The following is a 23412-nucleotide window of genomic DNA, read 5'->3' as shown; positions in this document are numbered from 1 at the left end:
CGCGCGGGTGGCCTCCCCCTCGGCGGCCACCCGCGCGCGCGAGACTCCGACGGTATCCGGTGCCGGGGACTTCTGCCCCGCGCCGAACATGACCCTTACCGGATCCGTACCCGTCCGGTGGACGATGCGCCCATGCCCCGGCTGCTGCCTCTCGCACTCACCCTGCTGCTCCTGCTGCCCGCGGGGTGCACCCGCGACCTGCCTCCGGGATGCGCCCCCGACCAGTCCGCGGACTGCACCCGCCTCTTGCCCGCGGAATGCGCCTCCGACCAGTCCGCGGATTGCACCCGCCTCCTACCCGCGGAATGCGCCCGCGACCGGCCCGGCGGGTGCACCCGCGACGATGTCGCGATCGGTCCCGGCAGCACCGGGCACCGCCTGGGCGAACGCACCTTCCGTACCTACCGCCCCGCGTCGCTGCCGGCCGGGCGGGCGGTGCCGCTGGTGGTGGTGCTGCACGGCGGGGCCGGTTCCGGGGCGCAGGCCGAACGCTCGTACGGCTGGAACGCCGCCGCCGACCGCGACGGTTTCGTGGTCGCCTACCCGGACGGCTTGGGCCGCTCGTGGAACGCCGGCCCCGGCTGTTGCGGCCCGGCCGTCCGGGACGGTGCCGACGACGTCGCGTTCCTCGAGAACGTGGTGACGGCCGTGTCCCGGGGCGCTCCGATCGACGCGTCCCGGGTCCGGGTGACCGGCATGTCCAACGGGGCGATGATGGCGTACCGGCTGGCCTGCGACAGCACCGTCTTCACCGCGATCGCGCCGGTCGCCGGCACACTGATCGGCGACTGCCCGCACCCAGCACCGGTGCCGGTGCTGCACATCCACGGCACCGCCGACGAGAGTGTCCCCTGGGCGGGTGGCCCCGGGAAACGCGACAACGGCGGCACCGGCCGCGTCCCGGTCCGCATCGACGGCCCGGCCGTCCCCGACATGATCGCCGCACGGCGGGCCGCCGCCTCGTGCGCCGCGCCCACCAGCACCGTCGACGGCCCGGTCACCCGCTCGGTCGCCATCTGCCCAGGCGGCCGCATGATCGAGCTGATCAGCGTCGCCGGAGCCGGCCACCAGTGGCCCGGAGCCGCCCCGGCGGACCCGGCCGTCACCGGCCGGCTCGACCTCGATCCGCCGTCCACCGCCCTCGACGCGACCAGCGTGATCGCGCGGTTCTTCGCCAGCCTGCCTTGACCACCACTCGCAGCGTTCCCCGTTCGCCGGTAGCCGGCCGCCGTTCCCGGTTCGCCCGCCGCCCGCCGTTCGCCCGCCGTTCCGCGCCGGCCGCGGTTTCAGCTTTCCGCGGCGGCCGATTTCTGGAAGGCCGCGAGGGTGCGCCGCACGTCCTCGTCCCCGGTGCGCCAATTGCACACGGATAGCCGGATCGCCCGCCGGCCGCCCGCGACCGTCCCGCTCAGCCAGGCCTCCCCGCTGTCGACCACCCGCCGCAGCACCCGTTCGGTGGTCGCGTCGTCGCCGAACCGGAACAGCACCTGGTTGATCACCACCTCACCGAGCAGCTCACATCCCGGCACCGCGGCCAGCCCCGCGGCGAACGCGCGGGCGTGGGCGCAGCAGCGTTCCACCAGCTCGGCGACACCCTGCCGGCCCAGCTGCCGCAGTGCCGCGTACACCGGGAAGCCGCGGGCCCGGCGGGAGAACCCCGGCGTCCAGTCGATCGCGTCCCGCGGTTCGCCGGCACCACCCTGCACCAGGTAGTCGGCGGTCACGCTGACCGCGGCCCGGTGCGGCTCCGGGTGGGCACAGAACGCGACACCGCTGTCGTACGGCACGTTGAGCCACTTGTGCGCGTCGAACGCCCACGAGTCGGCCCGTTCCGCCCCGGCCGCCAGATGCCGCAGCTCCGGGCTGGCCAGCACCCACAACCCGAACGCCCCGTCCACGTGCAGCCACGCCCCGGCCGGCCCGGTCACGTCGGCGATCGCCGCCAGATCGTCGAACGCCCCGGTGTTAACCTCGCCCGCCTGCGCGCACACCACCGCCGGCGGCCCGTCCCGCAGCACCTCCCGCAGCGCGGCGACGTCCATCCGGCCCCGGTCGTCGGCGGGGACCACGGTCAGCGTCGCCGTGCCGAAACCGAGCAGGCGCAGCGCCCGGTCGATGGTGGCGTGGCGGCGGGCGCTCACCACGATCCGCATCGGCGGCGCCCCGGCCAGCCCCTGTTCCTCCACGTTCCAGCCGGCCCGCCGCAGCACGTGGTGCCGGGCCGCGGCGAGACAGGTCAGGTGAGCGGTCTGGCAGCCGGGTACGAACGCGAACGAGCTGCCGCCGGGCAGGCCGAACAGCTCGCGCAGCCACTCACCGGCGACCTCCTCGGCGACCGACGCGGCCGGGCCGCACGCGTACAGGCCGGCGTTCTGGTCCCAGACCGTGGTGAGCCAGTCGGCAGCGACCGCGGCCGGCAGCCCGCCACCGATGACGAACCCGAAGTACCGGCCGGACGGGATCGCGACCAGACCCGGTTCGGCCGCCTGTACCAGCTCCTCGACCACGGTGACCGGGTCCGCCGGGCCGTCCGGCAGCGGCCCGCCGAGCCGCCCGCGCAACTCGGCGAGGGTCGCGGTCTCGCCGACCGGCCGCTGATCGAGGGAGCCGAGCCAGTCGGCCGCGATCCGCGCCGTTCTCGTCAGCACCTCGCCGAACTCATCGCCCATCGCCCCACGGTATGCCCGGGAGCCCCGAACGGTCAGCCTTCCTCGTGGTCGGTGGCCCGCGCTGCGCAAAGGAACGTCCCGCCCACCGCGAACGCCCCGAGCACGGCCAGCGAGATCTGTGTCTCGTGGTCGATCTGCCGGTCGTAGGCGGCCCGGTCGACGACGGTCTCCCGATCGTGGTCGACCAGCAGATACTGGTCGCCGCGCCGCTGTGGCGTGCCCTCCAGTGCGGTGAACGCCAGCACCACGGACAGCCAGAACCCGAAGAACGTCAGCGCCGCCACGGCCGCCGCCCACACCGGCACGTGCGGCGGCACCCACGACGCGAGACTCCACAGCCGCCGCGGCTGGCGGGTCTGATAGCCGCGCCGGTTCGCCAGGATGCCGGCCGCGAACCCGGGCACGGTCAGGACGGCCGCGACGCCCACGGCGACCGGAGTGATCACCGGCCGTACCGCGAAGACGTACGCGACGATGAGCGCGGCGGCCCAGAGCACGCCGGCCCCGCACACCAGACTCAGCCCCAACAGGCCCCGACGTGAGAACATCACCGTCGACGCTAATGTCCTGCTTGCCCCTTCGGGGCGGTTTCGCCGCTACCGGCCGGCGGTTCCGCGTGAATCGTCCGCACCGCCCCGGCGGCCTTCCTAGAGTCGAGAGATGCTGACCAGCCGGGTCCTGCTCGTCACGGCGGCCCTTCCACTCGCCGTCCCGGCCGTGCCCGTCGCCGCGGTGCCCGCCCCGCCGCCGCTGCACCAGGGCTGGATCGTCACCGAGCAGACCCCGTACCGGTGCCTGACCGGCGGGCCCACCGGGACCGTCCTGCACACCGCCGACTGCGATCGGGCCAACCAGGGCCAGGATTTCTACCAGACCAGCGAGGGCCACTTCACCCAGGGCGACAACTGCGTCCAGCCCAACGCCGCCGGCACACGCGCGGTGGTCGCACGCTGCACCTACCGGGCGAATCAGAGCTGGTGGTACGCCACCACCCTGCGCGCCGGCGGCAGGCAGGGCCGCTGCCTCACCGAGCTGTCGGTGGACCCCGCCGGCGTGGGCAAGGTGCGCCTGCGCCCCTGCACCGGCGCCGCCGGCCAGCGCTGGCGTTCGGTGAACCCCTGGTAGTCCGGGGCGTCGCGGGACCACTGTGGGGATCGAGGATCGTTTATGGTTCGGGGATGCGGGCGGAGGGTGTGGGGGAGGGCGGTTGCCGCTGGTGTGGTGACCGCCGCGACGAGACCGAGTTCGGGCTGCGGGTCTGGTCGGGCCGGGTCACCGACGCGTATCTCTCCCGGCGGGCGATCGCCCGTGGCTGCGTGTTCGTGGTGTGGCGCGGCAGGCACATCGCCGAGCCGATCGATCTGAGCCCGATCGAGTCCGACCTGTATCACCGTGAGGTGCTGACGGTGGCGCGGGCGATCCGTGACTGTTTCCGCCCGCCGGCGATCGATTATCTGACCCGCGGTGACCGGGGGGCTCACCTGCACACCCATGTGGCGGTCCGTCGGCCGGACGACACCGAGGCGGAGGCCCGGCTGCTCAGCGAGGAGATCTGGCGCGCGGATGCCGCCGCTCTGAAGGTCCTTCTGCACTGAACAGAGCCTTCTCGACGGACCCGGTTCTGCGTGTACGCTGGAACCTTCGTACGACCTGATGGCCGTACGACAGAAGGATCCAGTTTTAGAATACGGCTTGGGGGCCAGTGTGTCAAGTCTGTCAAGCGTTTCCGGGAAGGAATCCTCCTCCGCGTTCGCCGAGGAGCAGGACTACGTCTCAATGCTCTACGCCCGGCTGGACCAGATGCGGGACCGGGTCCGCGAACACCTCACCGGCACGTGGCGGCAGTCCGGCGGTACTCCGCAGGCACGGTCCCAGCGCGACGCGGTCGCCCGCGGGTACGCCGACCGGCTGGCCCGCTACGAGGCGGTCGAGCAGGGTCTGTGCTTCGGCCGCCTCGACCCGCGCGACGGCGGGCCCCTGCACATCGGCCGGATCGGCATCCACGACACCGACGAGCCGCTGCTCGTGGACTGGCGCGCGCCGGCCGCCCGGCCGTTCTACGTGGCGACCGCCGTCACCTCGTACGGCATCGCCCGCCGCCGCCACATCCGCACCCGGGACCGTACCGTCGTGGATCTCGACGACGAGGTCCTCGACGCGGACGTCGCCGCGGCCGCCGGAGACTCGCCGCTCGTCGGTGAGGCCGCGCTGCTCGCCGCCCTGGACGCGCACCGCACCGGCCGGATGCGCGACATCGTCGCGACCATTCAGGCCGAGCAGGACCGGGTGATCCGCTCGGAGGCCCGGGGTGTGCTGGTCGTGCAGGGTGGCCCGGGGACCGGCAAGACGGCGGTGGCCCTGCACCGGGCGGCGTACCTGCTCTACACGTACCGGGAACAGTTGAGCGCCCGCGGTGTGCTGATCGTCGGCCCGAACCCGACGTTCCTGCGCTACATCTCCCAGGTGCTGCCGTCGCTGGCCGAGACCGGTGTGCTGCTGGCGACGCCCGCCGACCTGTTCCCGGGAGTGTCCGCGACCGCTCCGGAACCACCGGAGACCGCCGAGCTCAAGGGCCGGTCCGACATGGTGGACTTCCTGATCCGGGGGATCGCCGCACGGCAGCGTGTCCCGCAGACCCCGATCGAGATCGAGGTGGACCGGCATCCGGTACGCCTGGACCGTTACGACTGCGAGCCGGTGCGCCGCCGGGCCCGGGAGTCGGGACTGCCGCACAACCTGGCCCGGCCGATCTTCGTGGCCGGGATCCTGGACGTCCTGGCCCGGCAGGTGGCCGAGCGGATCGGCGCGGACCCGTTCTGGAACGACCCGTTGGGCGAGGACGACGCGCCGGCCACCCCGAACGTGCTGGACGACGCCGACGTCGCCGACATCCGCGCCGATCTCGCCGGGCTGCCGTCGGTGCGGGCGATCCTCGACGAGCTGTGGCCGGTGCTGACGCCGGAGCGCTTCCTCAGTGATCTGTGGGCCACCACGGACCGCGCGGAGCTGCGCCGGCCGCGGGGTGGCGGCTGGACGGCGGCGGACGTGCCGCTGCTGGACGAGGCGGCCGAACTGCTCGGCGAGGACGACACGGTCCAGCGTGCCCGGGCCGCCCGGGACCGGCTGCGCCGGCTCGACTACGCGCAGGGTGTCCTGGACATCTCGGCGGGCTCCCGGTCGTACGAGGCGGAGGACGACGCCGAGGCGGAGATCCCGAACGTGGCCGACGTGCTGGAGGCCGCCGTGCTCGCCGAACGGTACGCCGACCGGGACACCCGGTCGGCTGCCGAGCGTGCCGCGGTGGACCGGCGGTGGGCGTTCGGGCACGTCATCGTGGACGAGGCCCAGGAACTGAGCCCGATGGCGTGGCGGCTGCTGATGCGGCGCTGCCCGAGCCGGTCCATGACGATCGTCGGCGACCTCGCCCAGACCGGGGCGCGAGGCGGGGCGGACACCTGGTCGGCGGTGCTCTCGCCGTACGTCGCCGATCGCTGGCGCCTCGCCGCGCTGACCGTGAGTTACCGGACCCCGACCGAGATCATGGCGTACGCCGCCCGTCTCCTCGCCGACGCCGACCCGCCGATCGACCTGCCGCAGCCGGTCCGCTCCTCGGGAGCCGAGCCCCGCGAAGTGTCCGGAAGCGCCTCCGACCTGGCCGCACTGGTGGCGGAGGCGCGGGGAAGCCTCGCCGTGATCGTCCCGGCGGGCCGGCACGCCGAGATCGCCGCCGCGCTGCCCGGCCTCGGCCGGGACCTGGACGAGCCGGCCGTCCTGCTGACCGTCACCCAGAGCAAGGGCCTGGAGTTCGACGAGGTGATCCTGGTCGAACCGGACCTGATCCGATCGGAGTCCCCGCGCGGCGTCAACGACCTCTACGTGGCCCTGACCCGCGCCACCCAGCACCTGACAATCTTCCAGCTGGCCCCCACCGCTGTCTCAGCGGCCGCAAGACAGCGGTGACGCCCAGCCGCGAAGGTCCGGCTGGTCCCCACCGCTGTCTCAGCGGCGGCGAGGCAGCGGTGGGAACCAGCCGCGTACTAGGCGGGCTTTCGGGGGGTGTGGCGGCGGTAGGCGCTGACCGTGGGGTCCCCGGTGATCCAGAAACGCCAGGGCACGTCGTGGGCCGAGGTCACGCCGACCCGCGGCCCGGCCGAGATCGGTCCCGCCGGTGAGTCCGGCGGCGCCAGGACGGCCGGGCCGTCGCCGAGCAGTGACGTGTCGTTGGCGGCCCGGTTCAGGCCGAGCATCTGCATGAGCTTGGCCGGTCCGGCGGCCAGGTCACTGTCGCGGCGGGCCGCCGGTCGCCGCGCACGGGCGAGGTCGATCCCGTCGACGACGGCGCCGGCCCGCAGCAGGACGGCGGCGGCCCGGCCGGTCTCACCACAGACGACGTTGGCGCAGAAGTGCATGCCGTAGATCTGGTAGACGTACAGCCGGCCGGCGGGCCCGAACATCACCCGGTTGCGCTCGGTGACCCCGCGGTGGGCGTGGCTGGCCGGGTCCTCGCCGAGCCCGCTGTACGCCTCCACCTCGGTCAGCCGCGCGGTCACGCCGTTCGCGGTGAGCCGCCAGCCGAGCAGCATCCGGGCCGCCTCGTCGACCCGGGTCGCGGGCAGGTCCAGCCAGGAGAATGTCACCGGGTCATATTGCCTCAGACGGCGGCGGCAGCACCGAGTACCGCGCCCGGTAGGCGTTGAAGTGCGCGAGGTGGTAGGTCTGTCCCTTGTGGTCGAGCACCGGCGGGGGCGGGTCGCTGATCGGCGGGCGGTCCGTGGAGTCGTCCAGACGGCCTTCGAGCGGTTTGCCGTGACTCCACAGGTCGGCGTACTCCTGGGCCTGCGCGCGGCTGTTCCAGAGCCACGGCTGGCGCGAGCCGCGCGCGGGCCGCTGGATGGCCCGCATGACGGCCGGGCTGTAGATCATCCGGACCCGGAACCCGGTGAGGTGGCGCCAGAGGACCGGGACGCGGACGAGCCGGTGGCCGCGGCCGCGGTGATGCCCGACGACCATCAGGCGGTCGCTGTCGTTGGCCCACATCGGCGGCAGCACCCACACCTTGGCGCCGGCCGGGAAGTGCCGGACGCCGGCCCTGATCTCCAGGCCTCCCGGCCCGTTGGCGGTCTCGGTGGCGACGTTGGCCACGACGCACCAGCCGAGCGGTTCGGTTTCTGTCTCCGTCGACATGGGCTAGATGATCTCCGCAGGTCAGCGGGGTGGCAATAGGTCTATCGGGTGGGACAGGAACCGCCCGGATCGGTGGCGCCGAGGATCCGGCGGCCGATCTCCTGGAGCTGGCGGACCTGGGCTCTGGTGAGGGTGTCGAAGACCAGGGTGCGCACGTTCTCGACGTGGCCCGGCGCGCTGGCGACGATCTTGTCCCAGCCCTCGTCGGTGAGGGTGGCGAGGGTGTAACGGCCGTCGGTGGGATCGGGGGAGCGGCGCACCCATCCGCGTTTCTCCAGTCGGCCGACGGCCTGGGAGAGGCGGGCCAGGGAGCCTTCGGCGAGGACCGCGAGGGCGCTCATCCGCAATGTCCGGCCGGGTGTCTCGGAGAGGCCGGCGAGAATCCCGTACTCGAAGTGGCTGAGGCCCGCGTCGCGCAGCAACTGCGCGTCGAGGGCGGCGGGCAGGCGCATCAGGACACCCATCAGGGTCATCCAGGCGGCGCGCTCTTCACTGGTCAGCCAGCGTGGCTCAGATGTCTCCACGACCGCATACTACCCGTCTCGATCACTTGCATGTTTAACTCAACCGGCCTACCGTTCGCTCAAGCGTTTAACTCAAACGAGTGAGTCGAGGAATCATGAACATCGTCCTGTGGGTCGTCGCGGGCCTGCTCGCCGCCGCTTTCCTGGGTGCCGGCGTGATGAAGCTGACCCAGCCGAAGGAGAAGCTGGCCGCTTCCGGCATGGCCTGGACCGAGGACTTCAGCGCGGGGGCGATCAAGGGCATCGGCGCACTGGAGGTGCTGGGCGCGATCGGCCTGATCCTCCCGGCGGCTCTCGACGTACTGCCGGTGCTGGTGCCGCTGGCGGCGACCGGCCTGGCCCTGACCATGATCGGCGCGATCGTGGTGCACGCGCGGCGCGGCGAGTGGCAGGCGATCGCTCCGGGCGCGGTCCTCTTCGTGCTCGCCGCCTTCGTCGTGTGGGGGCGGTTCGGGCCCTACGCCTTCTGAGGAGAGCCATCGCACTGAGGAGAGCGATGCACTGAGGAGAGTGATCGCCTCTTCTGAAGAGAGCGATCGCATCGATATAGTTCGTCGCCTTGGGAGCGGGGCGGGGAGCAGATCATGGGACAGGCAGGGGAAACACCGGGGAGGCCGGACGAGGCGGGACTCGGCGCACGGCTCGTCGCGCTCGGCGGCCTCGAGCTGGGGGAGTTCGACGCCGTCCCGTCCGGCCCCGCCGGCGCCTCGGCTCCGGCCGGGGCGCCCGTCGTGCGTACCGGCGAGGCGCGGAAGCGTGGGCGGCGCCGGACCCACCTGATCAGCGCGGGTGTCGCGGTGGCCGTGCTGGGTTTCTTCGGTACCGCCGCCTACCTGTTCGTCGACGTCGGCGGCCGGTCGCCGTCGGCGGCTCCGCCGCCGCCCCGTAAGTCGTACCCCGCTGTCTCGGCCCCGGTCGCGGTCGGCCCGCAGCCGGTCGATCAGGGGGTACGCACGGAGGACGACCTGCATCTGGTGTGCCAGAACTGGTACCACCCGTCGGCGCCGAGGTTCCGTGGCGACTCCCCGCATCCGATTCTGATCAGTGAGGACGGCGGCGCCGAGGTGGACTACCGGTCGACCCGCACCCTGAATCAGGCGGCGTTCGCGGGGTCCTCCGCGCAACGCCGGGCGTGGGCACCGGAACCACGGCGCGCCCAGTTGGTCGCGTGCCTGGACCTGACCGGGCCGGGTCGCCCGATCCGGGACTGCACGTCGGGATCGAAGGTGCTGCCGCTGGTCGAGGGGAAGTACCGGCTGACCGTCTACGAGGTGTCCAGCCACCGCAAGGTGGTCGACAGGGCGCTGACCGGCGCGGACCGGGCGTGTCCGTTCGTGATCCTGAGCAGCGTCGGCGACACGCTGTTCAGCGCGGTCAAGGACCGGCAGTTGTACGACCTGCTGCGCGAGCGCGTCGAGGGCTGAGGCGTCGGCGGGAGCCGGCACCCTCACCATGTGCGATTCGTCGACTACACAGTGGAGCCTTGCGTGCCTTAGGCTCAGTCGCAAGCCGGTGCGGTGAGAATCTCGGCACTGGATTCCCGCTGTCTCGCGCGGGGCGTTCGGATCGTCCCGTGCGATGCACCCGGACCGTCGAGGGACACCGCGGGGGACGGCAGCACATGAACGAGACGGGTTCCACCGTTCCGAAACGGCAGGTCGGCAGGCTGCTGCGGCAGTTGCGCGAGCAGGCCGGCATCTCGCTGATGGCCGCCGCCGGTGAGCTGGAGTTCTCCCGCGCCCGGATGTACCGGATCGAGAACGGCGAGGTCCCGGTCCGCAAGCACGACGTGATCGCCATGTGCGGGGTCTACTCGGCGCCGCGCCACATCACCGAGGTGGTCATCGGACTGGCCGCCGAGTCCAAGGCCAAAGGCTGGTGGCACGCGTACGGCGACGTCGTCCCCGCCTGGTTCGAGCTCTACGTCGGTATGGAGCAGGCCGCCTCCCGGCTGCGCTCGTACGCCCCCGGCGTGATCCCCGGACTGTTGCAGACCAGGGAGTACGCGGAGGCCGTGTTCCGCGGCTGGCACGCCGACCCCGACGCGGTCGCCGGCGCCGTGGCCGTCCGCCTGGAACGTCAGTCGCTGCTCAGCCGTCGCCTGCCGGAGGCGCCCGGGCTCGACGTGATCGTCGACGAGGGTGTGCTGCGCCGGGCCATCCCGGACACCGTGGGCATGCGGAAGCAGCTGGCTCATCTGGTCACCATGTCGGCCCGGCGCAACATCGGGGTACGGGTGATCCCGTTCGCCGCCGGCCCGCACCAGGCGGCCAGTTCCGGGCAGTTCACCATCCTCGAGTTCCCGGCCGTCGGCACCGCGTCACCCGAGCCCACCACCATCTACTGCGAGAACCTCACCGGTGCCCTCTACCTGGATAAGCTCGCGGAGGTGGAGACGTACGAGTCGATCTGGGGCCGGCTCGGAGCGGTCGCGCTCAGCCGGGCCGACTCCGACGACCTCATCCGCACGATCATCGAGGAGAGCGATGGCTGACCTGACGGGTGCCGTCTGGCACAAGAGCACTCGCAGCGGAGGCAACGGCGGCGACTGTGTCGAGGTGGCCGTCAATCTCCCCGGCATCGTGGCGATCCGCGACACCAAGGATCCCGGCGGCGCCGCCCTGGTCTTCGGCCGCGCCGGATGGGCCGCCTTCCTCACCGGGGTGTGCGCCGGCGAGTTCGACCTCAGGAGTCCGTGAGCCGCGCCTTCTGCCGGCTGACCTCGGGGCGGCGATCGGGATCTCGGCCCTGTCGGCTGGACGGACCGGCCCGTAGGGTGGCCCGGTGCTCGAAATGCTGAAAGCCTTCCTTCGACGACTTCTCGGACAACCGGAACGGCCCGCCTCGCCGGCGCCGCGGTCGGGTGCTCCGGCCGTACCCAAGAAGATCGCTCCGAAGCCGGCGGCGCCGAAGCCCGCCGTGCCCCGTGCCGGGGCCGCGCCGAAACCGGCCTCCGCGAAGCCGGCGGTGGTCAGGCAGGCCGCTCCGAAGCAGGGCCGCCACCTCGCCTACGCACCCGATCTGGACGGTGACGCCGACCCGGGGGAGATCGTCTGGACGTGGGTGCCCTACGAGGACGATCCGTCGCAGGGCAAGGACCGGCCGGTGCTGGTGGTGGGCCGGGATGCCCGGACGATGCTCGGCCTGATGCTCTCCAGCCAGAGTGAGCGGGACGGTCAGCGGGACTGGCTGGCGCTGGGTCCCGGCGAGTGGGACCGCGACGCGCGGCCGAGCTGGGTCCGCCTGGACCGGGTCATCGAGGTCGGCGAGGACGGCATCCGCCGGGAGGGCGCGGTCCTGGACCGTCCCCGTTTCGACCGGATCGCGGCGATCCTGCGCCGCAACTACGGCTGGCCGTAGGGCCGGATAGCGTTGGACCATGAATGACGTCATGACCGGTTTCGGTGGCAAGCAGGCGTGGCTGGCGGTCGCCGGCGGCGATCCCGGCGCGGTCCTGAAGGCGCTCGGCCTGCGTGACCTGGGGACCGTGCCGTGGCGCGACGGGCTGGACCTGGCTCATCTCACCGACGACCGGGTCGCGGTCACCCCGCCGCTGCCCGGTGCCGGGGGGACGTGGGTGCTGGCCGTCGGCCGCGCACTGATGAACCCACCGGACGTGGTGGCGCTCTCCGCGGAGCTCGGCGCGGAGGTGCAGTTCTTCGCCACCCACCGGGTCACCGAGCTGCACCGGTGGCAGCGCGCCGACTCGGGTGATCTGCTGCGCACGTTCGGGTATGTGGGGCAGACCGGTGAGGTCACGTCCTGGTTCGGTGAGCCGGACGCGGCCGAGCGCGCCGCCGGGCTGCCGGAGGAGTTCGGCGAGGAGACATCGGTGCTGGTCGCCGAAGGCGACGTGTTCCGGGTCGCGGGCGCCTGGAGCATCGACCCGACCACGTTGTCCGGGCTCGCGCCCGGCCCGCTGCGCCTCGGCGCGACGGACTGAGGAGAGGCACATGCGCAAGTACGTGATCATGGGCGTGCAGGGCAGTGGCAAGGGCACCCAGGCCAAGATGCTGCGGGAGGACCTGGACCTGGTGCACATCAGCGTCGGTGACATCTTCCGCTGGCACGTGCGCCAGCACACCAAGATGGGCGCGCAGGTCAAGCGGATCATGGCGGCCGGTGAGCTGGTCAGTGACGAGCTGGTGGAGGAGGTGGTGCGGCGCCGGATGGGCATCCACGACTGGAACTACGGGTTCATCATCGACGGCTTCCCCCGTAACGGGCGGCAGGCCGAGTTCTTCATGGAGAGCTACGACATCGACGCCGTCATCCACCTGGAGCTGCCCGACGACGAGGTGCGCCGCCGGGTGCTCAGCCGCCGGCTCTGCCCGAACTGCGGCCTGGACTACAACCTGATCGCCGACCGCCCCGAGGTGGAGGGCCGCTGCGACATCTGCGGCCACGAGCTGATCACCCGGGCCGACGACACCCCGGAGGCGCTGGAGGCCCGGCTCACCGACTATCACGAGAAGACCCGGCCGGTGCTGGAGCAGTTCCGGCGCAAGGAGGTCGTGCACGACGTGGACGGGCGTCCTCCGCTCGAAGAGGTGCAGCAGGCCATCCGCAAGACCCTCGGCCTGCCCGCCTTCCGCGGCTACCCCCACCCTTCCCCCGAATAGGGCGCTCCGATCAAGACGGGCGCGGGCCTACCGTGATGCCGTGCATCTCGGCCCGTCGTTCTCCGCGCCCGTCACCGGAGCCGGCGCGATTCTCTGGCGTGGCACCGGAAACGCGCGGGAGGTCGCCGTCGTGCATCTCCGGCACGGCGAATGGTGTTTCCCGAAAGGGCGTACCGCCCCGGGTGAGCACATGGTGGCGGCCGCGGTGCGGGCGGTCTCCGAACGGTCCGGCCTGTCCGTCCGGCTGGGCCCGTGGCTGGGCGCGACCGACTATTCCGAACAGGGCTGGCCGGAGCACGTCGACTATTTCGCGGCCGAGGTGGACCCGGCCGCGACCTGCCCTTCCGGGGGCTCCGGTGAGGTCGACGACGTTCTCTGGCTGCCGCCGGGGCGGGCCGCCGACGCGCTGAGCCGGCCCGATGACGTGCGGATTCTCGGCGAACTGCGGAATCGGGCGCCGGTCAGCACGAGCAGCGTCATCCTGATCCGGGACCGGCCGGTCGCGGCGCATTCCTTCCTCTCCGCGTACGGCGCCGGTGATCCGTTCCCGGGTGCCGATCCGGACGGCGCGCTGGGAATCGTCGAGGAATCGTTCGCGATGGGCCGCCCGGCCGCGCTCTGTGCCGAACTCGGCGCCCTTCAGGAGCTGTCGCGCCGGTTGTCTCCGGTCGTGGTGGACGCGACGATCCCGGCGGGCGGTCTGCTCGTGATGCACGGCACCCCGTCGCGGGTCGTGTCCGTGGAACGCCATCTGATCTAGACCGGTAAACCAACACAACCGGACTTTCCTATTTCCGCCCGTTTTGCAGCGAAAACTCCTGCGAATTTAAGAGACCGAAATCTCTTCGACATATTGCGCTCGGGCAGAAGCGGGCGTAAACAAAGACAAAGCCAAAACGAAGTAGGCGGGTGAGCAAGGATGTACGCGGAGGAACGCCAGCAGGAGATAGTGCGGCGGGCCCGTGCCGAGGGCCGGGTCGACGTCGTCGCGCTGGCCGAGACCTTCGGGGTGACGGCCGAGACGATCCGCCGCGACCTGACGGTGCTGGAGCGCTCCGGTGTGCTGCGCCGGGTGCACGGCGGCGCGATCCCGGTCGAGCGGCTCGGCTTCGAGCCCGCCCTGGCCGCCCGGGACGCGGTGCTGATAAGCGAGAAGGAGCGGATCGCCAAGGCCGCCCTCGCCGAGGTCCCGGAGGACGGGGCGATCATCCTGGACGCCGGCACCACCACGGCCCGCCTGTCCCAGCTGCTCCCGGCCGACCGTGAGCTCACCGTCGTGGTGAACTCCCCGGTGCTGGCCGCCGCGCTCGGCGTCAAGCCCAACCTGACGGTCCTGCTGCTCGGCGGCCGGGTCCGGGGCAAGACTCTGGCCACCGTGGACGATTGGGCGCTGCGGCCACTCGCCGACATGTATGTCGACGTCGCGTTCATGGGCACCAACGGGTGCAGCGTCGAACGTGGCATGACCACTCCCGACCCGGCCGAGGCGGCGGTCAAGCGGGCGATGATCGCCGCGGCCCGCCGGGTGGTGCTGCTCGCCGATCACACCAAGATCGGCAATGACTACCTGGCCAAGTTCGGTGCCCTCACCGACCTCGACCTGCTGATCACCGACAACGGCCTGGACCACGATCTGGCCGCCGAGGTCGAGGCCACCGGCATCCGGGTGGTGAAGGCATGATCCTGACCGTCACTCTGAACCCGAGTGTGGACCGCGCCCTCGAGGTCGACGCCCTGATCCGTGGTGAGGTGCTGCGGGCCGCCGACTCCCACATCGACCCGGGCGGCAAGGGCGTCAACGTGTCCCGCGCGCTGCTCGCCAACGGGGTCCGTTCCACCGCCGTGGTGCCCACCGGCGGCGCCGAGGGTGAACAACTCGTCGACCTGCTCAACGCCGAGGGTGTCGACCTGCTGTCCGTGCCGATCGCCGGCCGGACCCGTTCCAACATCACCCTGGCCGAGCCGGACGGCACCGTCACGAAGATCAACGAGGCCGGCCCGGTCCTCTCCGACGCCGAGTTCGCCCAGGTCAGCAAGGCGGTCCTGGACGCCGCGGCGAACGCCGACTGGGTGGTCATCTGCGGCAGTCTGCCGCCCGGCCCGAGCATCGACGCCTTCGCCGACCTCTGTTCCCGGCTGGTCGGCGCGGGCAGCCGCCTGGCCGTCGACAGCAGCGGCCCGGCACTGCTGGCCGGTGTCGCCGCCGGAGCCGCCCTGGTCAAACCCAACCGCGAGGAACTCGCCGAGGCGGTCGGAGCGGAACCGGCCACCCTCGGCGACGTGATCGAAGCCTGCCGCCGGCTGCGCGCGGCGGGCGCCGGAGCGGTCCTGGCCAGCCTCGGCGCGGACGGCGCGATCCTCGTCGACGCCGACGGCGTCCTGGCCGGCGTCTCCCCGGTGAGCGTGCCGCGCAGCACGGTCGGCGCCGGCGACGCGCTGCTCGCCGGCTTCCTCTCGGCCGGCGCGCGGGGCGCCGCGGCACTCACCGAGGGGCTCGCGTGGGGCGCGGCCGCGGTCTCGCTTCCGGGCAGCCGCATGCCGACCCCGGCCGACCTCGACCGTACGCACGTACGCGTCACCCCCGACCCCGATCCGTCCCGCCCCCTCCACTCCTGACCCCCGGCAGGCGCCTCGCCGGCGCCGATCGGACAGAACCCCTTCGAGACCCCCGGCCGGCACCTCGTCAGAGCCCGATCGGACGAACCCCCTCCAATAACTCTCCACACCGAAATGGAGATCCCTCATGGCCTCTTCGTACACACCCGAGGTCAGCGGCGCCGGATTCCGGGCCCGCGTCCAGAAGCTCGGCGGCTACCTCGCCGGGATGGTGATGCCCAACATCGGGGCGATCATCGCCTGGGGTCTGATCACGGCACTGTTCATCCCGGTCGGCTGGGTGCCGAACGAGAACCTGGCCGAGCTCGTCGACCCGATGATCAAGTACCTGCTGCCGGTCCTGATCGGTTACACCGGCGGCCGGATGGTCCACGGCCAGCGCGGCGCGGTCGTCGGCGCCACCGCCACGATGGGTGTCATCGTCGGCGCGGACGTCCCGATGTTCCTCGGCGCCATGATCATCGCCCCGATCACCGCCTACGTGCTGAAGCTGTTCGACACCGCGATCGAGGGCAAGATCAAGCCCGGTTTCGAGATGCTCGTCGACAACTTCTCGGCCGGCATCGTCGGCGCGGGCTTCGCGATCCTCGGCAAGCTGGCCATCGGCCCGGTCGTCAACTCCCTCACCACCGCGGCCGGCAACGGCGTCGACTGGCTGCTCGACCACAGCCTGATGCCGCTGGTGTCCATCCTGGTCGAACCGGCCAAGGTGCTGTTCCTGAACAACGCCATCAACCACGGCGTGTTCAGCCCGCTCGGCGTGCAGCAGGTGGCGGAGAGCGGCAAGTCGATCCTGTTCATGATCGAGTCGAACCCCGGCCCCGGTCTGGGACTGCTCCTCGCCTACTTCTTCTTCGGCCCGAAGTCGCTGCGCCCGACCACTCCGGCCGCGATGATCATCCACTTCTTCGGCGGCATCCACGAGATCTACTTCCCGTACGTTCTCATGAAGCCCCGCCTGATCCTGGCCATGATGGCCGGTGGCATGGCCGGCGTCGCGACCTTCATGATCACCGGCGCGGGCACCGTCGCCTCCCCGGCACCGGGCAGCATCTTCGCCTTCTTCGCCGTCACCGCGAAGGGCAGCCACGTGGGAATGATCCTCGGCGTCGTCATCGCCGCCGCGGTCACCTTCGGCGTCGCGTCCCTGCTCCTCGGGTTCGGCAGGCTCAAGTCCGACCAGGAGCCGGCGGAGACGGCCGACGACGAGATCGCGGCCGACCGCAAGGAAAACGCCTAACCACCACAGGAGAGAAGTCATGGCAACCATCAACGGCAAGGACATCCGCAAGCTCGTCGTCGCCTGTGACGCGGGAATGGGCAGCAGCGTGATGCTGGCCAGCACCCTGCGCAAGCAGCTCGGCAAGAGCGGGGTAACGGTCGAGCACACCCCGGTGAACTCGATCCCGGCCGACGCCGACGTGGTGGTCTGCCACAACGGCCTGGCCGCCCGGGCCCGGTCGGTCGCGCCCGACAAGCCGATCGTCGGGTTCCAGGTCTTCCTCGGCGACCCGGCCGTGACCCGCGTGGTCAAGGCCATCCAGCAGGGGACCGACCTCAATGTCTGACCAGCTGCTCGATCCCCGGGCCATCCGGCTCGGGGAGACGGCCGCCAGCCGTGACGACGCGATCCGTCTCTGCGGCGAGGTCCTGGTCGAGATCGGCGCCGCCGAACCCGGCTACATCGACACGATGCTGGCCCGGGAACAGTCGATCTCCACCTACGTCGGCGAGGGGGTCGCCATCCCGCACGGCACCCTCGCCGGCAAGGACCTGGTCAAGCGGGACGCCCTCGCGGTGCTCCGCTTCCCGGAGACCGTCGACTGGGACGGCGAGCCGGTCACCCTCTGCGTGGCCATCGCCGCCCAGGGCGACGGGCACGTCGAGCTGCTGGCCGCTCTCGCCGAGATCCTGCTCGACGAGGACCAGGCCCGCGAACTGCGCGAGGCCACCGAACCCGAGACCGTGACCCGGCTGCTCGGGAGCATCCAGGAGGAAGCGAAACAATGAAGGTCGTACGATTCCACGCCCCCGGTGACGTCCGTTTCGAGGACGCGCCGGAGCCCGAGGCCGGGCCCGGCGAGGTCAAGATCCGGGTCCGGAACTGCTCCACCTGCGGCACCGACGTCAAGATCTCGAAGTTCGGCCACCACCACATCCACCCGCCGCGGGTGATGGGCCACGAGATCGCCGGCGAGATCGTGCAGGTCGGGGAGGGCGTCGACGGCTGGTCGGCCGGCGACCGGGTGCAGGTCATCGCCGCCATCCCGTGCGGCGAGTGCGCCGAGTGCACCCGCGGCCGGATGACCATCTGCCCCAACCAGGTCTCGATGGGCTACCACTTCGAGGGCGGCTTCGCCCAGTACATGGTGGTGCCCCGCGAGGTTCTCAAGGTCGACGGCCTGAACCGCATCCCGGAGGGTGTCTCGTTCGCCGAGGCGTCCGTCGCCGAACCGCTGGCCTGCGCACTCAACGCGCAGAACCTGGCCCGGGTGGGCGCGGGCGACGACGTGGTCGTCATCGGCTCCGGCCCGATCGGCTGCCTGCACGTCCGGCTGGCCCGGGCCCGGGGCGCCGCCCGGGTCTTCCTGGTCGAACTCAGCCGGCAGCGCCTGGAGATGGCCGCCGACCTGGTCAAGCCGGACGCGGCGATCTGCGCCGGCGAGGTCGACCCGGTCGAGGAGATCCTCAAGCTGACCGGCGGCCGCGGCGCCGACGTGATCATCACGGCGGCCGCCTCCGGCAAGGCACAGGAGCAGGCCATCCAGATGGCCGCCCGGCAGGGCCGGATCAGCTTCTTCGGCGGCCTGCCCAAGGACAACCCGACCATCACCTGCGACTCGAACCTGGTGCACTACCGGGAACTGATGATCGTCGGCGCCAACGGGTCCAGCCCGGCGCACAACGCCGAGGCCCTCAACCTGGTCGCCTCCGGCGCCGTGCCGGTCGCCGACCTGATCACCCACCGCCTGCCGCTGGAGAGCGCCATCGACGCCTTCGGGATCGTCGCCCGCGGCGAGGCCATCAAGGTCACCATCGAGCCCTAGTTAGGAGATCGCCATGCCCACGCGCACGGTGACCGTCGGTTCCAGCAGCGGCCTGCACGCCCGTCCGGCGAAGATATTCGTCGAGGCGGCCGCGAAGGCGCCGGTCAAGGTGACCATCAGGTCCGGCGACCGCAAGCCGGTGCCCGCCAAGAGCATGCTGTCGGTGCTCGCCCTCGGCGCCAAGCAGGGCACCGAGGTGATCCTCGAGGCCGAGGGCGAGGGCGCCGACGAAGCTCTGGACAGCCTGGCCGCACTGCTGGCGAAGGATCTGGACGCCGATGTCTGAGGTGCTCACCGGCATCGGGGTGTGCGCCGGGATCGCCGCCGGTCCGCTGCTGCGGATCGCGGCCGCCCCGGCGCTCCCGGCCCCCGTCCCGGTGACCGACACCGAGGCGGAGTACACCCGCGCCGAGGCCGCACTGGCCGAGGTGGTCGCCGAACTGGGGCGCCGCGCCGACCGGACGGCCGACGCCACGGTCGCCGAGGTGCTGCGGGCCGAGGCACTGATGGCCGACGACGAGGAACTGCGCGACGGCGTACGCGAGCTGATCGACGAGGGCCACGACGCCCCGCACGCGATCGACGGCGCGTTCGCGACGTTCCGGGAGGCGTTCGCCGCGGCCGGCGGCTACCTCGCCGAACGAGTCGCCGACCTGGACGATCTCCGCGATCGCGCGGTCGCGGTGCTGCTCGGCCTGCCGATGCCGGGCGTCCCCGCGCCCGGCCACCCCTACGTCCTCGCGGCACGCGACCTGGCCCCGGCGGACACCGCCGACCTCGACCCGGAACAGGTGATCGGCCTGGTCACCGAGGTCGGCGGCCCGACCAGCCACACCGCGATCCTGGCTCGCGCGCTGGGCCTGCCCGCGGTGGTCGCCTGCCCCGGGGCGCTCGCCGTGCCGGACGGCACGTTCGTGCTGCTCGACGGCGCCTCCGGGCACCTCCGGGTGGGTGTCTCCGAGGCCGACGCGACGGCCGCGGCACAGAACGCGGCCCGGGTGGCTGCCGCGGCGTCCACGTCGACCGGTGCGGGCCGAACCTCCGACGGGTACGCCGTGAAGCTCCTCGCCAACGTCGGTTCGGCGAAGAACGTCCCGTCCGCCGACGAGGCACACGCCGAGGGGATCGGCCTGTTCCGTACCGAACTGCTCTTCCTCGACCGGACCCGGGAACCCACCCTCGACGAGCAGATCACCGCGTACCGGGACGTGTTCACCGCCATGGCCGGCCGGCGCGTCGTCATCCGTACCCTCGATGCCGGCGCCGACAAGCCACTGCCGTTCCTGAACCAGGACGGTGAGCCCAATCCCGCGCTGGGGATTCGTGGCCTGCGGGTGGCGCGACAGCGCCCGGACGTGCTGACCACGCAGCTCGCCGCGATCGCCGAGGCCCGGTCGCAGACCGGCGCCGACGTGTGGGTGATGGCGCCGATGGTGTCCACCACGGCCGAGGCGACCGGGTTCGCGGCCGCCGTCCGCGACGCGGGCCTGCCCAAGGCCGGCGTGATGATCGAGGTCCCGGCCGCCGCGCTGCGGGCCGCCGACCTGCTGCGGGTGGTCGACTTCCTGAGCATCGGCACGAACGATCTGAGCCAGTACACGTTCGCCGCCGACCGGATGTGCGGCGACCTGGCCGACCTGCTGGACCCGTGGCAGCCGGCACTGCTCCAGCTCATCGGGGTGTGCGGGGAGGCCGGCCGGGCGGCCGGCAAACCGGTCGGCGTCTGCGGGGAGGCCGCCGCCGATCCGCTGCTCGCCCCGGTGCTCGTCGGGCTCGGGGTGACCAGCCTGTCGATGTCGCCGCGGGCGATCGGCCCGGTCCGGGCGGCGCTGGCGGGACGCACCGAGGCGGACTGCCGGCGGCTGGCCGAACTGGCCGTGGCCGCCCCGGACGCGCGGGAGGCCCGCAAGCTCGCGGCATGACCGGAGGGCCGCCCCGACCGGGGGCGGCCCTCCGTCGGCGACCTGTCTCCGGTCAGAACGCGCTCAGGTCGTAGCCCCGCTTCGCCAGTTTCGTCTCCAGGACGTGACACACCTGCTCCACCACGGCCAACCGCGCATACGGCTTGTCGTCCCCCGCGATCACGTGCCAGCGGGCCTTCGGCTGGTCCGTCCGGTCGATCATCTCCTCGACCGCCGCCTCGTACTCCGCCCGCTTCTCCCGGTTGCGCCAGTCCTCGTCGGTCAGCTTCCACTGGCGCAGCGGGTCGACCCGCCGGCTCTCGAACCGCTTCAGCTGCTCCTCGTCCGACACGTGCATCCAGAACTTGATCAGGATCATGCCCTCGGCGGTCAGCGTCCGCTCGAACTCGACGATCTCCTGATACGCCCGCTTCCACTGCTCGTCCGTCGCGAAACCCTCGACCCGCTCCACCAGCACCCGGCCGTACCACGACCGGTCCAGAACGGCCATCCCGCCCTTGCCGGGCAGCACACTCCAGAACCGTTGCAGGAAGTGGTGCCGCTTCTCGTCATAGGTCGGCGCGGCGAACTGCGCCACCCGTACGTGCCGGGGGTCGAGCGGCTCCACCAGCCGCTTGATCGCACCGCCCTTGCCGGACGCGTCCCACCCCTCGAACACCACGCACAGCGGGGGGCCGATCCTCGTCTCCGCGTCCCTCCTCTCCCCGATCTGACCGCCGAGGAGCAGTCGCAACCGCAGCAGCCGCTCCTGCGCCGCCTCCAGCCGCGCCGCGGCCTTCTTCTTCGAGATCTCCGCCGGGGGATTGGCGCTACCCAGATGACCCATCCGCACAGCATCCCCAATCCCGTTGTGATCCGCAGTAGCCGGTGCGGGAGAATCCGGGTGTGACTCTCGTAGACGACCTGCTGTGGCGCGGACTCATCCAGGACTCGACCGACCCCGACGAGCTCCGCAAGAAGCTCGACGGCGGCTCGATCACGTTCTATGTCGGCTTCGACCCCACCGCCGCCTCGCTGCACGTCGGTCACCTGATGCAGGTGTGCACCGCCCGTCGCCTCCAGCTCGCCGGCCACCGGCCGCTGCTGCTCGTCGGCGGCGCCACCGGCCAGATCGGCGACCCCCGCGAGTCCAGCGAGCGCAGCCTCAACCCGCCCGAGGTGGTCGAGGGCTGGGTGCAGCGCATCCGGACACAGCTCTCGCCGTTCGTCACCTACGACGGTGACAACGCCGCCACCCTCGTCAACAACCTCGACTGGACCGGCCCGATGTCGGTCGTCGACTTCCTGCGCGACGTCGGCAAGCACTTCCCGGTCAACAAGATGCTGGCCCGTGACGTGGTCCGCAACCGCCTGGAAAGTGGCATCAGCTTCACCGAGTTCAGCTACCAGCTGCTCCAGTCCAACGACTTCTACCAGCTGCACGTCCAGCACGGCTGCGAGCTGCAGTTCGGCGGCTCCGACCAGTGGGGCAACATCACGGCCGGCGTCGACTTCGTGCGGCGTCGCGGCGCCGGCCCGGTCAACGCCTTCGTCACCCCACTCGTCCTCAAGGCCGACGGCACCAAGTTCGGCAAGACCGAGGGCGGCGCCGTCTGGCTCGACCCGAGCATGACCACGCCGTACAGCTTCTACCAGTTCTGGATCAACAGCGACGACCGCGACGTCAACCAGTACCTGCGCTACTTCAGCTTCAAGTCCCGCGAGGAACTGGAGGAGCTGGAGAAGGCGACCGCCGAGCGGCCGCAGGCCCGGCTCGCGCAGCGCGCCCTCGCCGAGGAACTCACCGCGCTGGTGCACGGTCCCGAGGAGGCCCGGCAGGCGATCGCCGCCAGCCAGGCCCTCTTCGGGCGAGGTTCGCTCGACGAGCTGTCGGCGGACACGTTGCGCGCCGCACTCTCCGAGGCAGGACTGCACGAGGTACGCGGGGAGCTCCCGGCCGTGGGGGTGCTGCTCAAGGACGCCGGTCTCGTGGCCTCGGCGAACGAGGGCCGCCGCACCATCGCCGAGGGCGGCGCCTACCTCAACAACGAGCGCATCACCGACGGGGAGGCGCCGGTTCCGGCGTCGGCCCTGCTGCACGGCCGCTTCCTGGTTCTGCGCCGCGGCAAGCGCACCTTCGCCGGTGTCGAACTGTTGCCCTGACCTGTACGCCCACTGACCGCGCCCCGGATCCCCGTGATCCGGGGCGCGTCCGTTTGTTCATGGGCGGCCGCTCGCGTCAGTCTGTTCAGGGGCTGCTCGGGCGAGTCTGTTCAGGGGCTGCTCCGGTCCGTCTGGTCCGGGGTGGCCGCGCGTGGCCGGCCTTCGTGGCCTGGTCAGGGCCACGTTCGGAGCGCTCGACCTGAGGTATCGCGGGTGTGACCCGGGTCGCGGGGCCCCGATTTGGAGTTGCCCGGGTGGACGAGTAATGTTTACCGAGCCGCCAGGGAGACGGGCGAGCGAGCGGGGCCGGTTTTCGGGCCCGGCGCGGCCGTCCTGGAGGATCCTCAGACAAGATCGCACGATCTAGCATCGTGCTTCTTTGGGGTGCCTGTGCAGTTTCTGTGGTTGTTGAATGCGGTTGCGAAACGCGGATTTGACACGGCGGAAACGGCGGGTAAAGTAGAGCGAGTGCCCCGGGGAAACGGGCCGCGGATGCGGAACGTTTTGATGGTGTGCGGTTGTTCTTTGAGAACTCAACAGGGTGCTTGATAAGCCAGTGCCAATTATGGCAATACCCCGGCCTGTCCTTTGGGATGGGTTGGAGATTCCTTTGGCAACATTTGTTTGTTGCCGGGACGCTTTTCCAAAGATTTTGTTGGAGAGTTTGATCCTGGCTCAGGACGAAC

At 71.5% G+C, this 23412-nt stretch carries 27 protein-coding genes; 21 read left to right on the top strand and 6 right to left on the bottom strand.

The window, feature by feature from the left end; all coding sequences use genetic code 11:
- Positions 1–132 precede the first annotated feature (132 nt).
- Complete coding sequence (locus BC793_RS03665; RefSeq protein ID WP_109589177.1) at positions 133–1188, top strand: CE1 family esterase; 1056 nt, start codon at positions 133–135, stop codon at positions 1186–1188.
- Between the two features lie 98 nt (positions 1189–1286).
- Here the strand turns inward: BC793_RS03665 and BC793_RS03660 are convergent, their stop codons facing one another.
- Both BC793_RS03660 and BC793_RS03655 read right to left on the bottom strand, forming a co-directional pair.
- Complete coding sequence (locus tag BC793_RS03660) at positions 1287–2669, bottom strand: pyridoxal phosphate-dependent decarboxylase family protein (RefSeq protein WP_109589175.1); 1383 nt, start codon at positions 2667–2669, stop codon at positions 1287–1289.
- A 32-nt stretch (positions 2670–2701) separates the two neighbouring features.
- Positions 2702–3217, bottom strand: coding sequence for a hypothetical protein (locus BC793_RS03655; RefSeq protein WP_109589172.1), 516 nt, complete (start codon positions 3215–3217; stop codon positions 2702–2704).
- A gap of 112 nt (positions 3218–3329) precedes the next feature.
- Between BC793_RS03655 and BC793_RS03650 the strand changes: the two genes are divergently transcribed.
- From BC793_RS03650 to BC793_RS03640, 3 genes are all read left to right on the top strand, one after another.
- The gene (locus tag BC793_RS03650; protein ID WP_109589170.1) at positions 3330–3794 is read left to right on the top strand and encodes an RICIN domain-containing protein; all 465 of its coding nucleotides are present in this window, start codon (positions 3330–3332) and stop codon (positions 3792–3794) included.
- Between the two features lie 53 nt (positions 3795–3847).
- Complete coding sequence (locus BC793_RS03645; RefSeq protein WP_109589168.1) at positions 3848–4264, top strand: HIT family protein; 417 nt, start codon at positions 3848–3850, stop codon at positions 4262–4264.
- A gap of 181 nt (positions 4265–4445) precedes the next feature.
- Positions 4446–6629 carry a HelD family protein gene (locus BC793_RS03640; protein WP_239170152.1) on the top strand — a complete coding sequence of 728 codons (2184 nt, stop codon included), beginning with the start codon at positions 4446–4448 and terminating at the stop codon, positions 6627–6629.
- A 77-nt stretch (positions 6630–6706) separates the two neighbouring features.
- On the opposite strand, the gene BC793_RS03635 is transcribed toward BC793_RS03640, so the two are convergent.
- Genes BC793_RS03635 through BC793_RS03625 form a run of 3 tightly spaced genes read right to left on the bottom strand, consistent with a single transcriptional unit; the run spans position 6707 to position 8377 of the window.
- Complete coding sequence (locus BC793_RS03635) at positions 6707–7252, bottom strand: DNA-3-methyladenine glycosylase (protein ID WP_239170153.1); 546 nt, start codon at positions 7250–7252, stop codon at positions 6707–6709.
- A 58-nt stretch (positions 7253–7310) separates the two neighbouring features.
- Entirely contained in the window at positions 7311–7853 is a 543-nt protein-coding gene (locus BC793_RS03630; protein WP_146246181.1) for a hypothetical protein, read from the bottom strand.
- Positions 7854–7894: 41 nt separating this feature from the next.
- Positions 7895–8377, bottom strand: coding sequence for a MarR family winged helix-turn-helix transcriptional regulator (locus tag BC793_RS03625; RefSeq protein WP_373871234.1), 483 nt, complete (start codon positions 8375–8377; stop codon positions 7895–7897).
- A 95-nt stretch (positions 8378–8472) separates the two neighbouring features.
- Here BC793_RS03625 and BC793_RS03620 point away from each other — a divergent pair, with 95 nt between their 5' ends.
- From BC793_RS03620 to ptsP, 16 genes are all read left to right on the top strand, one after another.
- Complete coding sequence (locus BC793_RS03620) at positions 8473–8847, top strand: DoxX family protein (RefSeq protein WP_109589157.1); 375 nt, start codon at positions 8473–8475, stop codon at positions 8845–8847.
- A 114-nt stretch (positions 8848–8961) separates the two neighbouring features.
- The gene (locus BC793_RS03615) at positions 8962–9801 is read left to right on the top strand and encodes a hypothetical protein (protein ID WP_109589155.1); all 840 of its coding nucleotides are present in this window, start codon (positions 8962–8964) and stop codon (positions 9799–9801) included.
- Between the two features lie 197 nt (positions 9802–9998).
- The gene (locus BC793_RS03610) at positions 9999–10871 is read left to right on the top strand and encodes a helix-turn-helix domain-containing protein (RefSeq protein ID WP_109589153.1); all 873 of its coding nucleotides are present in this window, start codon (positions 9999–10001) and stop codon (positions 10869–10871) included.
- The gene (locus tag BC793_RS03605) at positions 10864–11076 is read left to right on the top strand and encodes a DUF397 domain-containing protein (protein ID WP_109589151.1); all 213 of its coding nucleotides are present in this window, start codon (positions 10864–10866) and stop codon (positions 11074–11076) included. The genes BC793_RS03610 and BC793_RS03605 overlap by 8 nt, the downstream gene beginning before the upstream one ends.
- A gap of 94 nt (positions 11077–11170) precedes the next feature.
- Entirely contained in the window at positions 11171–11737 is a 567-nt protein-coding gene (locus BC793_RS03600) for a type II toxin-antitoxin system PemK/MazF family toxin (RefSeq protein ID WP_239170154.1), read from the top strand.
- Between the two features lie 19 nt (positions 11738–11756).
- Entirely contained in the window at positions 11757–12320 is a 564-nt protein-coding gene (locus tag BC793_RS03595; protein WP_239170149.1) for a hypothetical protein, read from the top strand.
- Positions 12321–12330: 10 nt separating this feature from the next.
- Positions 12331–12999, top strand: a complete 669-nt coding sequence (locus tag BC793_RS03590) for an adenylate kinase family protein (RefSeq protein WP_109589149.1) — start codon at positions 12331–12333, stop codon at positions 12997–12999.
- Between the two features lie 40 nt (positions 13000–13039).
- Complete coding sequence (locus BC793_RS03585; RefSeq protein WP_109589147.1) at positions 13040–13759, top strand: NUDIX hydrolase; 720 nt, start codon at positions 13040–13042, stop codon at positions 13757–13759.
- A gap of 159 nt (positions 13760–13918) precedes the next feature.
- Positions 13919–14680, top strand: a complete 762-nt coding sequence (locus BC793_RS03580; protein ID WP_109589144.1) for a DeoR/GlpR family DNA-binding transcription regulator — start codon at positions 13919–13921, stop codon at positions 14678–14680.
- Positions 14677–15615, top strand: coding sequence for a 1-phosphofructokinase (pfkB, locus tag BC793_RS03575; RefSeq protein ID WP_109589142.1), 939 nt, complete (start codon positions 14677–14679; stop codon positions 15613–15615). The genes BC793_RS03580 and pfkB overlap by 4 nt, the downstream gene beginning before the upstream one ends.
- 127 nt (positions 15616–15742) lie before the next feature.
- Complete coding sequence (mtlA, locus tag BC793_RS03570) at positions 15743–16855, top strand: mannitol-specific PTS transporter subunit IIC (RefSeq protein ID WP_109589141.1); 1113 nt, start codon at positions 15743–15745, stop codon at positions 16853–16855.
- Positions 16856–16874: 19 nt separating this feature from the next.
- Positions 16875–17183, top strand: a complete 309-nt coding sequence (locus BC793_RS03565; RefSeq protein WP_109589139.1) for a PTS sugar transporter subunit IIBC family protein — start codon at positions 16875–16877, stop codon at positions 17181–17183.
- Positions 17176–17625 (top strand): PTS mannitol transporter subunit IIA, encoded by a 450-nt coding sequence (locus BC793_RS03560; protein ID WP_109589137.1) that lies wholly within the window; start codon positions 17176–17178, stop codon positions 17623–17625. Before BC793_RS03565 ends, BC793_RS03560 begins: the two co-directional genes overlap by 8 nt.
- Positions 17622–18662: a zinc-dependent dehydrogenase gene (locus BC793_RS03555; protein WP_109589134.1), complete on the top strand. Its 1041-nt coding sequence runs from the start codon at positions 17622–17624 to the stop codon at positions 18660–18662. Before BC793_RS03560 ends, BC793_RS03555 begins: the two co-directional genes overlap by 4 nt.
- A gap of 13 nt (positions 18663–18675) precedes the next feature.
- A complete protein-coding gene (locus tag BC793_RS03550; RefSeq protein ID WP_109589132.1) occupies positions 18676–18948 on the top strand; it encodes an HPr family phosphocarrier protein in 273 nt (90 codons plus the stop codon).
- Complete coding sequence (gene ptsP, locus BC793_RS03545; protein ID WP_109589130.1) at positions 18941–20584, top strand: phosphoenolpyruvate--protein phosphotransferase; 1644 nt, start codon at positions 18941–18943, stop codon at positions 20582–20584. Before BC793_RS03550 ends, ptsP begins: the two co-directional genes overlap by 8 nt.
- A gap of 52 nt (positions 20585–20636) precedes the next feature.
- On the opposite strand, the gene BC793_RS03540 is transcribed toward ptsP, so the two are convergent.
- Complete coding sequence (locus BC793_RS03540; protein WP_109590286.1) at positions 20637–21410, bottom strand: polyphosphate kinase 2 family protein; 774 nt, start codon at positions 21408–21410, stop codon at positions 20637–20639.
- 59 nt (positions 21411–21469) lie between these two features.
- Here BC793_RS03540 and tyrS point away from each other — a divergent pair, with 59 nt between their 5' ends.
- Complete coding sequence (tyrS, locus tag BC793_RS03535) at positions 21470–22726, top strand: tyrosine--tRNA ligase (protein ID WP_203896288.1); 1257 nt, start codon at positions 21470–21472, stop codon at positions 22724–22726.
- The last annotated feature ends 686 nt before the right edge of the window (positions 22727–23412 follow it).

Source organism: Actinoplanes xinjiangensis (assembly GCF_003148685.1).
In the GTDB taxonomy this organism is placed as follows: Bacteria; Actinomycetota; Actinomycetes; order Mycobacteriales; family Micromonosporaceae; genus Actinoplanes; species Actinoplanes xinjiangensis.
This window is presented reverse-complemented; position numbering and strand designations above follow the sequence as displayed.

Coding starts and splice junctions, on each gene's coding strand:
- BC793_RS03665 (WP_109589177.1), top strand. CDS start 133: ATGCCCCGGCTGCTGCCTCTCGCACTCACCCTGCTGCTCCTGCTGCCC.
- BC793_RS03620 (WP_109589157.1), top strand. CDS start 8,473: ATGAACATCGTCCTGTGGGTCGTCGCGGGCCTGCTCGCCGCCGCTTTC.
- BC793_RS03635 (WP_239170153.1), bottom strand. CDS start 7,252: ATGCTGCTCGGCTGGCGGCTCACCGCGAACGGCGTGACCGCGCGGCTG.
- BC793_RS03550 (WP_109589132.1), top strand. CDS start 18,676: ATGCCCACGCGCACGGTGACCGTCGGTTCCAGCAGCGGCCTGCACGCC.
- BC793_RS03610 (WP_109589153.1), top strand. CDS start 9,999: ATGAACGAGACGGGTTCCACCGTTCCGAAACGGCAGGTCGGCAGGCTG.
- BC793_RS03600 (WP_239170154.1), top strand. CDS start 11,171: ATGCTGAAAGCCTTCCTTCGACGACTTCTCGGACAACCGGAACGGCCC.
- BC793_RS03645 (WP_109589168.1), top strand. CDS start 3,848: ATGCGGGCGGAGGGTGTGGGGGAGGGCGGTTGCCGCTGGTGTGGTGAC.
- mtlA (WP_109589141.1), top strand. CDS start 15,743: ATGGCCTCTTCGTACACACCCGAGGTCAGCGGCGCCGGATTCCGGGCC.
- BC793_RS03640 (WP_239170152.1), top strand. CDS start 4,446: ATGCTCTACGCCCGGCTGGACCAGATGCGGGACCGGGTCCGCGAACAC.
- BC793_RS03650 (WP_109589170.1), top strand. CDS start 3,330: ATGCTGACCAGCCGGGTCCTGCTCGTCACGGCGGCCCTTCCACTCGCC.
- BC793_RS03605 (WP_109589151.1), top strand. CDS start 10,864: ATGGCTGACCTGACGGGTGCCGTCTGGCACAAGAGCACTCGCAGCGGA.
- BC793_RS03580 (WP_109589144.1), top strand. CDS start 13,919: ATGTACGCGGAGGAACGCCAGCAGGAGATAGTGCGGCGGGCCCGTGCC.
- ptsP (WP_109589130.1), top strand. CDS start 18,941: ATGTCTGAGGTGCTCACCGGCATCGGGGTGTGCGCCGGGATCGCCGCC.
- BC793_RS03565 (WP_109589139.1), top strand. CDS start 16,875: ATGGCAACCATCAACGGCAAGGACATCCGCAAGCTCGTCGTCGCCTGT.
- BC793_RS03655 (WP_109589172.1), bottom strand. CDS start 3,217: ATGTTCTCACGTCGGGGCCTGTTGGGGCTGAGTCTGGTGTGCGGGGCC.
- BC793_RS03615 (WP_109589155.1), top strand. CDS start 8,962: ATGGGACAGGCAGGGGAAACACCGGGGAGGCCGGACGAGGCGGGACTC.
- BC793_RS03560 (WP_109589137.1), top strand. CDS start 17,176: ATGTCTGACCAGCTGCTCGATCCCCGGGCCATCCGGCTCGGGGAGACG.
- BC793_RS03595 (WP_239170149.1), top strand. CDS start 11,757: ATGAATGACGTCATGACCGGTTTCGGTGGCAAGCAGGCGTGGCTGGCG.
- pfkB (WP_109589142.1), top strand. CDS start 14,677: ATGATCCTGACCGTCACTCTGAACCCGAGTGTGGACCGCGCCCTCGAG.
- BC793_RS03540 (WP_109590286.1), bottom strand. CDS start 21,410: ATGGGTCATCTGGGTAGCGCCAATCCCCCGGCGGAGATCTCGAAGAAG.
- BC793_RS03590 (WP_109589149.1), top strand. CDS start 12,331: ATGCGCAAGTACGTGATCATGGGCGTGCAGGGCAGTGGCAAGGGCACC.
- BC793_RS03660 (WP_109589175.1), bottom strand. CDS start 2,669: ATGGGCGATGAGTTCGGCGAGGTGCTGACGAGAACGGCGCGGATCGCG.
- BC793_RS03630 (WP_146246181.1), bottom strand. CDS start 7,853: ATGTCGACGGAGACAGAAACCGAACCGCTCGGCTGGTGCGTCGTGGCC.
- BC793_RS03555 (WP_109589134.1), top strand. CDS start 17,622: ATGAAGGTCGTACGATTCCACGCCCCCGGTGACGTCCGTTTCGAGGAC.